The organism is Roseococcus sp. GW821-FHT12F05 (assembly GCF_058806835.1).
Window position 1 is genome coordinate 200962 of the sequence record NZ_JBXAQB010000010.1, and the last position, 13771, is coordinate 214732.

The window sequence follows — 13771 nt, forward strand, 5'->3', positions numbered from 1 at the left end:
TGAATCCCGGCACAACCGCGGCAGCGTTCGCGGCAGGCGACGGAGGCGCGGGCCGATGCGGCGCCTGAGCCTCCGCCGGAAGGCGCGCTTCCGGACCGTCCGGTCGCTGGGACTCTCAAGGGGGATCGGTCATGACGGAACAGCCGATTCCGACACAGCGGCCGGCACAATGCTGGGCCAGGCCATCGGAGCATTTGTCATGGAATCCACGGTTCTCGACCCCATTCTTCCTCCTGTTGCGAGGGCCACGGATGATGCTGCTCTCATCCGGGAATTTCAGGGGATCGTCGGTCGTTCCCATGTCCTGACGAGCCCGCGGGCGACACGCCGCTTCCGAACCGGAATCCGCTTCGGCAGCGGCCCCGTCGTCGCCGTGGTGCGGCCTGGCTCGCTCGTCGAACAATGGCGTGTCCTGCAGGCCTGCGTGGCCGCGGCCAGGATCGTCATCATGCAGGCCTCCAACACGGGCGTGACCGGCGGCTCGACACCGGATGGCGACGACTACGACCGCGGCGTCGTGCTGATCAACACCATGCGCATCGAAGGGCTGCACCTGATCAACGACGGAACGCAGGTGGTCTGCCTGCCCGGCACCAGCTTGTTCCACCTCGAAAAGGCCCTCAGCAAGATCAGCCGCGCCCCGCATTCCGTGATCGGATCCTCCTGCATCGGCGCCTCGGTGTTCGGCGGCATCTGCAACAACTCGGGCGGCGCGCTGATCCAGCGCGGCCCCGCCTTCACCCAGCTTGCGCTGTTCGCCCGGGTCGACGAGGCGGGCGCGCTGCATCTCGTCAATCATCTCGGCATCGCGCTCGGGAGCGACCCGGAGACGATCCTCGACAAGGTGGAGAAGGGGGCGTTCACGCAGGCGGAGGTCAGCAACGATCCGTCCCGCGTCGCCTCGGATCACGACTACGCCCGGCACGTGCGCGACGTCGAGGCAGGAACCCCGTCCCGCTTCAACGCGGATCCGCGGCGGCTGTTCGAGGCCTCCGGCAGCGCGGGCAAGGTGATGCTGATGGCGGTCCGGCTCGACACCTTCCCGAAGGAGAAAAAGACCGCTGTCTTCTACATCGGCTCGAACGACACGAAGGAGCTCGAAGGCATCCGCCGCCATATCCTGGCGAGATTCAAGGAGCTGCCGATCGAGGGCGAGTACATGCACCGCGCCTCCTTCAACTGCGCGGAGGAGTACGGCAAGGACACCTTCCTGGTCATCCACTACCTGGGAACGGACATGATCCCGCGGCTCTTCGCCCTTCAGGCCGCCTTCGACGGCCTGTGCGAGCGCCTGGGATTCCTGCCGCGGAACCTGAGCGCCAGGATCCTGCAGGCCATCAGCCGCGTCTTCCCGAAGCACCTGCCCCGGCGCATGACCGAGTACCGGGACCGCTACGAACACCACCTCCTGCTCAAGATGGGCGACGAGGGGATCGAGGAGGCGCGCGGCCACCTGAGGTTGATCTTTCCCTCGCAGACGGGAGACTTCTTCGAGTGCACGCCCGCCGAGGGCGACAAGGCCTTCCTGCATCGCTTTGCCGCTGCCGGCGCAGCCATCCGCTACCGCGCGGTGCACGAGCGGGAGGTGGAGGACATCGTCGCGCTGGACATCGCGCTGCGCCGCGACGACGATGACTGGTTCGAGACGCTGCCGGAGGAGATCGAGACCTCGCTCGTCCACAAGCTCTACTGCGGCCACTTCTTCTGCCACGTCTTCCATCAGGACTACATCGTGGCGAAGGGCAACGACTGCCGGGCGATCGAGGAGCGCATCTGGAAGCTGCTCGACCGGCGTGGGGCGGAGTATCCCGCCGAGCACAATGTCGGGCATCTCTATCACGCCAAGCCCGGGCTGGTGTCGCACTACAAGGCGCTCGACCCGTGCAACGCCTTCAACCCGGGGATCGGCCGCACCACGAAATGCGCGCACTGGATGCCCGGCAAGGATGCCGCAAAACCTGACCTGAGCTGCGACGGCTAGCGCCGGCGCCCGGCGCGCGCGGCAATTCCTGTGGAGAGAACAACGTGAACACTCGGACTGGCGGCGAACTCATCCAGGACTTCCTCGAGGCCTATGAGATTCCGTTCGTCTTCGGCAATCCGGGGACAACGGAGACCACCTTCCTGGCGGCTGTGGCGGCCTCGAAAGCCAGCTACATCCTGGCCCTGCATGAATCCAGCGCCGTGGGCATCGCCGCCGGCCATGCGCTCGTCACCGGCAAGCCCTCCATCGTCAGCCTGCACACCTATCCCGGCCTGGCCAACGGCATGTTCAACATGCGCAACGCGCTGATGTCCGGCGTGCCGATGCTGGTGATCAACGGACAGCAGGATTCGCGCTTCCTCATCCACAACCCGGTTCTCGGCGCGCCGAACACGCAACTGGCCGAGACCGCCACGAAATATGCCTATGAGGTGACCCGCACCGACGATCTCGCCGTCGCGCTGCAGCGCTGCTACCTGCAGGCAAGGCTTCAGCCGACAGGGCCGGTGTTCCTGTCGATCCCGATGAACTTCATGCTGGAGCAGACGGAACACACGACGCTCAAGAAGACGCGGATCATCGAGGACACGGTGCCGCGCGCCATCGACGAGGTTGCCCGCGCCCTGAAGGCCGTTCCGGCGGGTGGGCTTGCCATCGTTGCCGACTACGCCGTCGGCGCGGCGCATGGCGTCGACGATGTGGGCCGCATCGCGACGGCGCTCGCCGCCGACATCTATGCCGCGCCCTTCCATGTACAGGGCACGGTCGATCCGCTCCATCCGAACTTCCGCGGCCAGCTTCCGCCGACGACGCGGAAGATCAACGAGACGCTCGGCCGCTACCACACCATGCTGCTGATCGGCGAGAAGGTCGACAGCTTCACCTATGATGGCATCCCTGCGCTGCCGGGCGATCTCCAGGTCATTCAGATCGCGCCGGCCACCAGCCAGCTCGGCTTCGACTTTCCCTGCGACATGGCGGTGCTCGGCGACATCCATGCGACCCTGAGGGCGCTGGCGTCGGCGCTGGGCGCCGCGGCGGCGCCGGCCGATGCACGGATCGTCGACGAGGCGGCTCTGGATGCGTGCTATCCGGCCTCCGGCCAGCGCCCGAGCGATGCGCTGATCCTCTCGGTGCTGCGGCATCTCGACCGGGCGACCCATATCGTCACCGAAGGCTCGTCCGAGGACGCCATCGTGCAGGACATGGCCGTTCGCCTTGGATTTCGCGATGTGCATTTCTCGCCCCGCGGCGGGGGGCTGGGCTGGGCCATGCCGCTCGGCGTGGGGATCGGGCTCGCGACGGGCGCGCCCGCGGTCTGCTTCGTCGGCGATGGCGGCAGCCTGTTCTCGATTCACGCGCTGTGGACCGCGGCCAAATACGCCATCCCCTCGATCTTCGTGTGCTTCGTGAACAACGAGTATCGGCTGCTCAAGGATCTGTGGTGCGCCGCGATGGTGACGAGCATGGAGACCACGCGCTTCGTCGGCATGGACTTCAGCGATCCCAATGTGGACCTGCAGCGGATTGCCGAGGGCTTCGGCGCGCGCAGCGAACGGATCCCGGGCGTCGAGGCGGTCGGCGACGTTCTCGCGCGGGCGCTCGCGCATCGCGGCCCGAGCTTCCTGATCATCGATCGCGAACCCTGATGGAGAAGACCCCCATGTCCGGAGACTTCGAAGCTGAGCTGACCCGGCGCGTCTGGACGGACGACGCCTTCGCCGCCCGCGTGGAGAGCGACCCGGTCGGGGCGCTCGGATCCATGGGCATCGAGGTGCCGGCCGGCCTCAAGGTGAAGGTGGTGGTGCAGCGCCGAGACCGGATCTACTTCACCATACCGCCCGTCCGGGACCCCGGATCGGCGCCGCCGGCCGCGCCTCTCAACCAGATGGACCTCTGGTCCAGCAAGGGCCTGTTCGTCTGGCTGGTTCCAGTCGCGGCCAAGTTCAGGCTGCTGGCCCTGCGCAACGCCGCCCGCAAGCTGGAGGACCGATCGTGAGCCACGCGGATTTCGTCGAGCGGTATTACGAGCGCATCGCAACCGACCCCGCCTACCGGGCCAGGCTGCTCGCCGATCCCGTCGGGGTGGTGTGCGAGCAATTCGGCTACACGCCCGGCCCCGACCTGAAGATCGAGATCATCGAGCAGGTGGACGACACGGTCGTCATCCTGGTGCCGCCGAAGCCCGCGGCGGGCCAGGATATCGAGCAGGAACTGGCCCGCGTGACGGAGCAGGTGTTCGACCTGCTCTTCTCGTCCGGGATCGGCGGCTTCTTCATCCCGGACGAGACGCAGAAATGGGCCCTGCGCGAGATGAGGCTGGCGGCGCAGACGAGGACGGGGCTCGATGTCTCTGAGATGTAGCCGGCGCGGCGGGCCATGGCATCCGGCATGCCGGAGCCGCCCATGAAGCCGGGCTTCTGGGACAATCTCGTCCCGCTGAAGGGCGGGCTGTTCGGGGCCCAGCTTGCGGGCTGGACGCCCGGCCCGCCCGCGAGATCGGGGCTCGGCTGCCGCATCCTCGCGGACCGGATGATCGAGGTGGAGCCGGCCGTCGCGCTGGCGGCCGACGTCCATCTGCCAAAGGTCCCCGGCCGCTATCCCGCGGTCATCGCCTTCGCGGCCTATTCCAAGGAATTGCAGGCCGCAGGCGCTCCGACCGGGAACAACGAGACCGGCAGCCCGCCCGTCTTCACGGATCGCGGCTATGCCCATGTCATCGTGGCCCGGCGCGGCATGGGCCGCTCGGGCGGCAAGGATGCCGTCTACCTCAACGACACGGACGTGGCCGACCATGCCAGGGTCATCGCATGGGCGGCGGCGCAGCCCTGGTGCGATGGGCAGGTCGTGCTGTTCGGCACCTCCTATTACGGGATGACGCAGCCGCAGGTGGCGCGCCTGCATCCGCCGGCACTGAAGGGCTTCTTCTCCATCGAGATGTGCACGGACTTCTTCCGCCATGTCGCCATGTTCGGCGGCGCGCCGCAGCCGGCCTTCTTCGCGCTCTGGATGGGGGCAAACTTCACGCCCTTCCAGTTCGCGCTGCGCGTGCCGCCGCTGCTGCGCGCGCTGGCGAGCCATGTGACGAATTCCGCCCTGAAGCGCCTGTGGTGGCCCCAGCTGAAGAAGCGGATGAGCCGGATCATGGCGGGATTCCAGCGGCATACCCCGACGGCGGCGGCGCGCGAGTTGTTCGCGGCCCTGATGCTCGACGGCAAGACGCGAGGGACCTCTCCCCTGCCGGCCGGCCCTTCCGGCACGCTGGGCGACATCACGGTGCCCTTCGTGGTGGTGCAGAATCCGGGATACCTGAACCTGCACCAGTTCGGCGCCTACGACCTCTTCGAGAATGCCGGCACGCCGCCGGACCGGAGATGGCTGATCATCGGTCCTCCCGAGTATGATCTGCCGGCCTACCATTGGCAGCTGGAGGCGCTCGCCTTCTTCGACCACCTCCTTTATGGCGCCGCCAACGGCTATGCCGGCCAGGCGCCGGTGCGATACTGGGCGCAGGGGATCGACGCCTATCGCGCGGCGCCAGGCTGGCCGCTTCCCGGCAGCACCGCGATGCGGCTGCACCTCGCGCCGAATGGCGCGGACGCGGCCATGCACCGGCTGACACGCGACCCGCCGCAGGATGGGCTGAACCGATGGGCGGCCGTGCCCCTCGGCGCGACCCTGTGTGCCGGCTTCGACGAGGTGGCGAACCAGATCCTCAGCTACGAGATGGCCGTCGACGAGGAGATGGAACTCACCGGCCCGCTGACGCTGAGCCTGTCCTTCAGCTCCAACGAGATCGACTCCCACGTGGTTGCCCGCACCGGCCTCATCTCGGCGGATGGCGCTTTCCAAATCCTCTCCATGGGCACGGTCCGGCCGGCCTGCCGCCGGATCGACCCGGCGCGCTCCACCGCCACCGAGATCGCCATCGACATCGACAGGCCCGAGCCTCTGGTGCCGGACACGCCCGTGAGGCTGGTCTTCAGCCTCACGCCGCAGCCGGTGGTGCTGAGGCCCGGCGATCGCCTGCGCCTCGACATCGCAAGCCGCACGGATCTCCTGCGCAGCGACGTCAGCCACGGGCACGCGCAGTTCGACATGCAGGTCCCGCCGTATTTCTCGCGCAATACCATCCATTACGGGCCTGACAGCTATCTGGAGGTGTGGGCCGCGGATGCGCACTGCGACCAGACGCATTCCGGCGTGACTCACCCGGCATACGCGACGGCAGCCGCCGCTGCGCGACATCAACCCTCAGGAGGCTGAAGCCATGACCATATCCTTCCTTCATTCCCGCGGGACGGAGCTCCCCATCAAGATCCCCGCCATCGGGCTCGATCTCTTCGTCCGCATGCCGCCTGCCACGAGCACCGGGGAGTTCTGCCTCATCGAGACCATCAATGCGCCCGGCAAGGGGCCGCCGAGGCATCGCCATCATGAAGCGGAGATCTTCCGCGTTCTCGAAGGACGCTATCTGTACGAGGCAGATGGAAAGCGCTTCTACGCCGAGGTCGGCGACGTGGTGAGCATCCCGGGCGGGGTCGAGCACGGCTTCGTCAACGTCACCGACAAGCCTGCCCGCCAGTACATCCTCATCGCACCCGCCCTCGATGCTGAGGCCTTCTTCACGGAGCTGGCGGCGACCATGCACGACGGCATGCCCGACCAGGCCGCGCTCAACGCGTTCGGGGTCAAATGGGGTGTCGAGTTCCTCGGTCCTCCGGTGAGTCCGCACGAACTACCCACCGAGTGAGGCAGGGCGGCATGCTCGAGCATCCGCGCAAGATCAAGCACGCAGGCACAGGAGCTGACGGGTGACCAGCACATCCCTTCCCATCTCGGTGGCCGAGATCGGATCCTTCCATGTGGGTGGGCGCATGGTGCGCCTCGAAGGCATGCCGCTTCGCGAGCGGGTCAGCACGCCCGGCGGACCGGCGCGCCAGATCGACCCCAATGGCGAGATCGTCTCCGGGCAGATGTACGTCCAGTATGTCAGGCTTGCCGCGCCGAAGGCGGTGGCGCCGCTGCTGATGTGGCACGGCGGGGGCATGACGGGCGTGAACTGGGAGACGACGCCCGATGGGCGGCCCGGTTGGCAGATGTTCTTCCTGCGGGCGGGCTTCGACACCTTCGTCTCGGACGCTGTCGAGCGCGGGCGCGCCTCCTTCGCGCCCTTCCCTCAGGTCTATCCTGAGGCACCCTTCTTCCGCACGGCGCGGGAGGCCTGGGAGGAAACCTTTCGCTTCGGGCCCGCCGGTTCCTGGGACGCCGATCCGTCGAAACGGCGCCCCCATCCGGGGCTGCGCTTTCCCGTGGAGGCCTTCGAGGCGTTCCTCGCTCAATGCGTGCCGCGATGGAGCTGTAACAACATGCTGATGCAGGCAGCCTACGATGCGCTGGTGCAGCGTCTCGATCCGGGCATCATTATCCTCACCCACAGCCAGGGCGGCAATTTCGGCCTCACCGCCGCGCTTCGTGCCCCCGAGCGGGTGCGTGCGGTCATATCGATGGAGCCATCCGGCGCACCGGACCCGGCAGTCGCCGCCGTTGCCTCTCTGACGGGCGTGCCTCATCTGTTCATCTGGGGCGACCACTGGAACGACAATCCATTCTGGGTCAAATCCCGCGCGGCCTCCGAGTGCTGGCGTGATGCGCTGATCGCCGCAGGCGGCGACGTGACCTGGATCGACCTGCCCGCGCATGGCATTCGCGGCAACAGCCATGCGTTGATGGCGGACGACAACAGCGCCGAGATCGCCGGCCTCGTGCTTGACTGGATGACGGCGCGCGATCTCGTCCATCGTTGAGCCAACGATCTCGGCAGCGGCCCAGGATCTGGCATGGTTGGAGTGGATGTCATTGTCAGACGCAATCGTATCTCACATAACGACCACGCGAAGCGGATACGAGTTGCTGGCCGATCCGCAGCTCAACAAGGGCACGGCCTTCTCCGAGGCCGAGCGGGACGCCTTCGACCTGCACGGCCTGCTGCCGCCGAACGTCTCGACCCTGGACGAGCAGATGTCCCGCGCTCTCCAGGCGCTGCGCCAGTTCGAGACCGACCTCGAGCGCTATGCCTTCCTGCGCGAGCTCCAGGACACCAACGAGACCCTGTTCTACGCCGTGCTCGTCGGGAACCTGGAAGAGCTGTTGCCGATCGCCTACACGCCCACCGTCGGTGCCGGCTGCCAGCAGTTCAGCCGCCTGTTCCGCAAGCCGCGTGGCTTGTTCCTCAGCCTGCCGCACCAGTCACGGATCGACCGGATCCTCGCGCAGCCGCGCTTCGATTCGGTTGAGGCGATCGTCGTGACCGATGGCGAGCGCATCCTGGGGCTGGGCGACCAGGGCGCCGGCGGCATGGGCATCCCGATCGGCAAGCTCGCGCTCTATACGGCCTGCGGGGGCCTGCATCCCGCGGCGACGCTGCCGATCCTGCTCGATGTCGGGACCGACAATGCCGAATGCCTGGCCGATCCGCTCTATGTAGGCTGGCGACACGAACGCGTGCGGGGCCAGGAGTACGACGACTTCATCGAGGCCTTCGTCTCGGCCGTCGCCAAGCGCTGGCCGCATGTCCTGTTGCAATGGGAGGATTTCGCAAAGAACAACGCGACGCGCCTGCTTGAGCGCTATCGTGACCGGCTCTGCACCTTCAACGACGACATCCAGGGCACGGCCGCAGTCGCCACCGGGACCTTGCTGGCCGCCATCCATGTTACGGGCGTGCCCCTCGCCGAGCAGCGCGTGGCGGTCTTCGGCGCGGGCTCGGCCGGTTGCGGCATCGCCGGACTGATCCGCGCGGCCATGCGCGATGCCGGCCTGTCGGACAGCGAGGCCGCGGCCCGCTTCTTCCTGGTCGATCGTGACGGGCTCCTGATCGAGGGCATGCCGGGACTCGCGCCCTTCCAGCTTCCCTTCGTCCGGACCAGGCAGGCGATCGAAGGCTGGACATTGGACCATCCCGACCGGATCGAACTCCTCGACGTCGTGCGCAACGCCCGGCCAACCGTTCTGATCGGCGTGTCCGGCCAGCCGGGCGCCTTCTCCGAGCCGGTCGTCCGCGCCATGGCCGCATGCAACGACCGGCCGGTCATTTTTCCGCTGTCGAACCCGACCTCGCGCGCGGAAGCGACGCCGGCGGATATCGAGACCTGGACAGGGGGGCGCGCGCTGATCGGTGTCGGCAGCCCGTTCCCGCCGATCACGCGCGACGGCCTGCGCTTCAAGGTGGACCAGACCAACAATTCCTACATCTTTCCCGGTGTCGGCCTGGGCGCGCTGGCGGTCGGCGCAAGCCGCGTCAGCGATGGGATGTTCATGGCGGCCGCGAAGGCGCTGGCCAGTTCGTCGCCGGCCCGCGACAACCTCAAGCACAATCTGCTGCCCCCCGTGAGCGCACTGCGCGAGGTCGCCGCCAAGGTCGCTCTCGCGGTCGCCATGAAGGCGCATCAGGAAGGCTACGCCGCCGACGTCCCGGTCGATCAGATCCATCAGCGCATCCGCGCCAAGGTCTGGACTCCCCGCTACGCCCCGCTCGCCGCAAGGCGGACGTAGCGCTCGATCCCGGAACAGGGACGATCTCAGGGGCAGACGGAATCCAGCCGTCTGACGAAGCCCTCCGAGATGGCCCGCATGACGTCGGGCTCGGCGAATTCCTCCACGTACGCGACGTTCGCGATCAGCCTCCCGTCGTAGACGGAGACCGAGACGTTGGGAAACTTCTTCAGCCAGCCCAGCGCATACTCGAATCCAGTCACTGTCAGCCGCTCCGTCGGCCAGTGAAACCGGACCGACTGGATGTCGGAGACGTTGATCGCGACCGGCGCCTGCTGCGGGCTGCCGAACGCCCTGGGGTAATTGACGTAGTCATGGAAGATGCTGCCATTGGCCACCCCCTCATGGATATCCTCGAAGATGAGCCGGGCGATCTCGGTCATGGGCCGGTCGAGGTCGGGGACGGGCGTGATGTGTCCCGTGATGGCCGTGAAGACCAGTTCGGTCGAGACATGGGGCTCGAGCCGCCGGCGCATGTCCACGGACGACCGCATGAGAATCCGGCTCGGCTGACCCTCGGCCACGTCGCGTATCGCGAGGGCGAACGCCGCCAGGAGAAGCGCGTGCATGGATGAGCCGGTGGCGTGGCCCGCATCCCTGATCCGCTGCACCTGGTCCGCCTCGATCACGATGCGCTCGAGGCGATGCGTCACGGGGCCGCCCTCATGCGGCGCGCGCAGCGGAATCTCGGCGAACACCCCGGAATAGGAAGAGGGGGGAGGTTCCGTCGAGAGCGCAGCCAGGCTGCGACTCACCGCCTCGTCGACGGGGCTCGGGAAGGGCTGCTCGTCCAGGGTCGGAGTCTCCCCTCGCACGGCGCAATCGCACATGTGGGCGAGGTACGAATGCAGCTCGATCAGCGATGTCGCGTCCGTGATGGCATGGGAGGTGAGCATGAAGACATCGAGCGCCTCGTCGCCGGCGATGGCGTGGATGCCGTAGAGGGTCTTCTGCGTGTCCAGCTCGGCATTCAGCAGCGTCGCGTACAGGGCCTCGGCGGAGTGTCCGTCGGCCGGCAGCCAGGCCTCGACCGCCGACCGGCCATCCATGCGCTCCACGAAATATCCGTCCTCGACGACCGAGCGCAGAATGCCGTACCTGGCTTCAAGCTCGGCGACGGCCGCCTCGAACTGCGCGCGGCTGACCGTTCCGGCGATGCTGCTGCGGCTCACGACGATCATGCGCGTGGCGATGTAGATCATCTCCGTGGGCGAGGCTTCGCGATACACGCGCCCCGTGGCGGGGAGCTGTTCCTGGGAGGTTCGTTCAATGAGGTTGGTCTGCATGTTCGGTTCCTTCGATGATGTGAATGAAGACACGCGGCCGCCGGACCCGGATGGCGACGGCCGTGCGGCGCCCGTCATGGAGCCTGCCGCAACTGTTCGAGGTGCCGTTCCTGCGCGAGGAGCCGCCCGATGTCCCCGATGACGCGCACGCGAACGCGCCGCGCATTTCCCGGCAGATAGGCGATGGGGATGTCCTCCACGTCGAGCGTCTGCACGCTGCCCGCCTCCGCGCCGGCCTCGATCGCGCGCCTTGTGGCTTCCCGGGTCGCCTGATCGAGCGCCGCATCGCGCTCGACGCCCGAGAAGATCCGGTCCACCTCGCCGCTGACCTGCGCGATGGCCGCGCCCACGGCATTGGCCACGGCGTGGTGCTCGATGCGCACCACCTCCGAGATCCCCTCCATGCGGTCGGGCACCAGGAAGCTGCCGCCGCCCACCGCGATCAGGGGCATCGGCGCGGCATCGGTCTTCATGCGGTCCACCACCTCGGCGACCATGCGCTCCATGCGGCCGAGGCTGTCGCGGACGAGCCTACCGGGCAGCGCGCGCAGGCGCCCCCGCTCCCCCAGCGCGATCCGTCCCGCCGCGACCGCGATGTCCGTGGCGGTCAGCGTATCCCCACCGAAGCACAACGCCTTCTGTGGCAGCCGGAAGCCGACGCTGCCCGGGCCGATCCGGCGTCCGTCCCCGGCGATCTCCGTGCCGCCGCCAAGGCCGATGGAGATCAGGTCCGGCATGCGGAACAGTGTGCGCACCCCGCCGATCTCGACCGTCGCATTGGCCTGGCGCGGAAACTCGCCCCTCAGGCAACCCACATCGGTGGTCGTGCCGCCGACATCGACCACCAGCGCATCCGCGAGGCCGGAGAGGAAGGCCGCGCCGCGCATGCTGTTGGTGGGGCCGGAGGCGAAGCAATAGACCGGGTGGCGCTCGGCGGCGGCGCCTTGCGCGATGGTGCCGTCATTCTGCGTCAGATAGAGCGGCGCCTTGATGCCGCTGTCGCGCAGCGCTCGCTCGAAGGCCGCCGTGGTGCGCTGCGCGAGGCCTTGCAGCCCGGCATTCAGCAGGGCCGCATTCTCCCGTTCGAGCAGGCCAATACGGCCGATCTCGTGCGAGAGCGTGATGCGTGCCGCCGGCATCACCTCCCGCACGATCTCCGCCGCCTCCCGCTCGCATTCATCGGTCAGCGGGGAGAAGACGCTGGTGACGGCGACGGCGCCGATGCCGCTCTCGGCGATGCGCTGCGCCTCGCGGCGCACGGCCGCGCGGTCGAGCGGCACCAGGATTCGCCCGTCATATTCGTGCCCGCCGCGCACCATGTGGGTGCTGCCGCGCATCGCCGCGGCGAGCTCCTTCGGCCAGCCGATGAAGGGCGGCAGGCCGGCATTGGCGGGCAGGCCGATGCGCAGCGCGGCGACGCGGTCGAGGTGACGGCGCTCGACCACCGCATTGGTGAAATGCGTGGTCCCGATCATCACCGCCTCGATGCGGCCCGCCGCGGGCAGGCCCTCGGCCGCCGCCAGCAGGTCGGCCAGCGCCTGGCGCACGCCGTCCGCGACATCGGCGGTGGTCGGACTTTTCACCGCGGCGAGCACCTTGCCGTCCTCCAGCAGCACGGCATCGGTGTTGGTGCCGCCGACGTCGATTCCGATGCGGCTCATGCCGGGTCGTCCGCGAAGACGCTGCGGAAATCGACGTCGTGCCCGAAGGCGCGCGGGCCGACATGGCGCAGCCCTTCCACCGTCCGATGGATCGGCTGCGACGGCAGGGCGATCACCGTCACGCGCTGTCCGTAGCGCAGGCTCTCGGTGCCTATCGCCTCGCCCGAGACGCTGTCGAGCACGCAGATCAGGTCGGGCGTCGTGACGATCACCACACCGTCGCGCCGGCCGATGGAGAACTCGTTCTGGAACTCGATCTCGAAGTCCGCGCCGGCATCGGCATCGAGGCCGGCGAGGTCGAGCGATCCGCGCAGGAAGCCCTCGGTCGTGCGTCGCTGCACATCCATCACCTTGCCGGTGAAGAGCCGCTTGCCGTGGGCGGCCGCGACGGTGGCCATGACGGGGTCCTCATGCGCCGTCTTCGCCCGGCGCACCTCGCGCCCCAGCGCGATGGCCTGCGTCAGGCTGCGCAGCACGGCGTGGCGCTTCACCTCGGCCCCGCTGCGCGGCGCCTGGCAGGTGGTCGCGACCGACCCGTACTCGGTGCAGACCCGGCGCCGCACGCGCTCCATCTCCCGCCAGCCGGAAGCCGTCGGAATGATGACGTCATTGTCGCGGATGTCGGAGACGACATGCGGGACCATCCGCAGCCCGGCGATGGAGAAGGTCTGCATCTGCGCCTCGGGATAGGCGCGGCCCATGGCGTCCGCATCGACGACCGGCAGCCCGGATGCGGCGGCGACAAGAAGCGGCTGGAACGCATTGCAGCCGCCGATCTCCACCGTCATCACGGCGCGGAAGCGGCGGCCGAGATAGGCCTCCATGATCCGCAGGGGCTTGAGGGCGAAGGCGGCATCGGTCATCCGTTCCTGGAAGACCAGCGGCGCGCCCATGGTCGAGACCACGGCCACGAGGTCGTCATCGGCGAGCTCGTCCGGATCGAGAAGCCCGATGCGGCCGCCCTCCTCGTAGAATTGGCGGGCGACGAGGTGGGAGGCGTAGGGCGACCCGCCGCCGCCGGTTCCCAGGATCCAGGCGCCGATCGCCAGGAGATCCAGCTCTTCGGCGTCCAATGGACGAGGCATGGTGATCCCTTTCGTCTGCGGCGTCGCTCCGCGATCCCGGGGCTGAAGGAGGCTGCGCCCGGCCGGGCCAGGGATGCCGTCCCTCAGACCGGCAGCGGCTCAACCCTCGTCATGCAGGACCCGCTGTGCCCCGGCGGGCGAGGCGCCCGGCGGGCGCCTCGATGGAAGGTCACGCCAGCCAGCAGAGGCGCGCTGGTCGCC

At 68.1% G+C, this 13771-nt stretch carries 11 protein-coding genes; 8 read left to right on the forward strand and 3 right to left on the reverse strand.

Going from position 1 to position 13771, the window contains the following annotated elements; translation table 11 throughout:
* Positions 1 to 199: 199 nt before the first annotated feature.
* From dld to AC1ROY_RS22710, 8 genes are all read left to right on the forward strand, one after another.
* Positions 200 to 1981: a D-lactate dehydrogenase gene (dld, locus tag AC1ROY_RS22675; protein ID WP_493151167.1), complete on the forward strand. Its 1782-nt coding sequence runs from the start codon at positions 200 to 202 to the stop codon at positions 1979 to 1981.
* A 44-nt stretch (positions 1982 to 2025) separates the two neighbouring features.
* Positions 2026 to 3633: a thiamine pyrophosphate-binding protein gene (locus tag AC1ROY_RS22680; RefSeq protein WP_493151168.1), complete on the forward strand. Its 1608-nt coding sequence runs from the start codon at positions 2026 to 2028 to the stop codon at positions 3631 to 3633.
* Between the two features lie 14 nt (positions 3634 to 3647).
* Positions 3648 to 3983: a hypothetical protein gene (locus AC1ROY_RS22685; protein ID WP_493151169.1), complete on the forward strand. Its 336-nt coding sequence runs from the start codon at positions 3648 to 3650 to the stop codon at positions 3981 to 3983.
* Entirely contained in the window at positions 3980 to 4348 is a 369-nt protein-coding gene (locus tag AC1ROY_RS22690; protein WP_493151170.1) for a hypothetical protein, read from the forward strand. The genes AC1ROY_RS22685 and AC1ROY_RS22690 overlap by 4 nt, the downstream gene beginning before the upstream one ends.
* Before the next feature lie 27 nt (positions 4349 to 4375).
* Entirely contained in the window at positions 4376 to 6250 is a 1875-nt protein-coding gene (locus tag AC1ROY_RS22695) for a CocE/NonD family hydrolase (protein WP_493151171.1), read from the forward strand.
* A 4-nt stretch (positions 6251 to 6254) separates the two neighbouring features.
* Positions 6255 to 6737 (forward strand): cupin domain-containing protein, encoded by a 483-nt coding sequence (locus tag AC1ROY_RS22700; protein ID WP_493151172.1) that lies wholly within the window; start codon positions 6255 to 6257, stop codon positions 6735 to 6737.
* Between the two features lie 61 nt (positions 6738 to 6798).
* A complete protein-coding gene (locus AC1ROY_RS22705) occupies positions 6799 to 7791 on the forward strand; it encodes an alpha/beta hydrolase (protein WP_493151173.1) in 993 nt (330 codons plus the stop codon).
* Positions 7792 to 7837: 46 nt separating this feature from the next.
* Positions 7838 to 9538, forward strand: coding sequence for an NAD-dependent malic enzyme (locus AC1ROY_RS22710; protein WP_493151174.1), 1701 nt, complete (start codon positions 7838 to 7840; stop codon positions 9536 to 9538).
* Positions 9539 to 9564: 26 nt separating this feature from the next.
* Here the strand turns inward: AC1ROY_RS22710 and AC1ROY_RS22715 are convergent, their stop codons facing one another.
* The 3 genes from AC1ROY_RS22715 to AC1ROY_RS22725 form a co-directional block, all read right to left on the reverse strand.
* Positions 9565 to 10824, reverse strand: coding sequence for a phthiocerol/phthiodiolone dimycocerosyl transferase family protein (locus tag AC1ROY_RS22715; protein WP_493151175.1), 1260 nt, complete (start codon positions 10822 to 10824; stop codon positions 9565 to 9567).
* A gap of 74 nt (positions 10825 to 10898) precedes the next feature.
* Positions 10899 to 12485 carry a hydantoinase/oxoprolinase N-terminal domain-containing protein gene (locus AC1ROY_RS22720; protein WP_493151176.1) on the reverse strand — a complete coding sequence of 529 codons (1587 nt, stop codon included), beginning with the start codon at positions 12483 to 12485 and terminating at the stop codon, positions 10899 to 10901.
* Positions 12482 to 13570, reverse strand: a complete 1089-nt coding sequence (locus tag AC1ROY_RS22725; RefSeq protein WP_493151177.1) for an S-methyl thiohydantoin desulfurase family protein — start codon at positions 13568 to 13570, stop codon at positions 12482 to 12484. The genes AC1ROY_RS22720 and AC1ROY_RS22725 overlap by 4 nt, the downstream gene beginning before the upstream one ends.
* Positions 13571 to 13771 lie beyond the last annotated feature (201 nt).

Coding starts and splice junctions, on each gene's coding strand:
- AC1ROY_RS22700 (WP_493151172.1), top strand. CDS start 6,255: ATGACCATATCCTTCCTTCATTCCCGCGGGACGGAGCTCCCCATCAAG.
- AC1ROY_RS22685 (WP_493151169.1), top strand. CDS start 3,648: ATGTCCGGAGACTTCGAAGCTGAGCTGACCCGGCGCGTCTGGACGGAC.
- AC1ROY_RS22710 (WP_493151174.1), top strand. CDS start 7,838: ATGTCATTGTCAGACGCAATCGTATCTCACATAACGACCACGCGAAGC.
- AC1ROY_RS22725 (WP_493151177.1), bottom strand. CDS start 13,570: ATGCCTCGTCCATTGGACGCCGAAGAGCTGGATCTCCTGGCGATCGGC.
- AC1ROY_RS22720 (WP_493151176.1), bottom strand. CDS start 12,485: ATGAGCCGCATCGGAATCGACGTCGGCGGCACCAACACCGATGCCGTG.
- AC1ROY_RS22695 (WP_493151171.1), top strand. CDS start 4,376: ATGCCGGAGCCGCCCATGAAGCCGGGCTTCTGGGACAATCTCGTCCCG.
- dld (WP_493151167.1), top strand. CDS start 200: ATGGAATCCACGGTTCTCGACCCCATTCTTCCTCCTGTTGCGAGGGCC.
- AC1ROY_RS22715 (WP_493151175.1), bottom strand. CDS start 10,824: ATGCAGACCAACCTCATTGAACGAACCTCCCAGGAACAGCTCCCCGCC.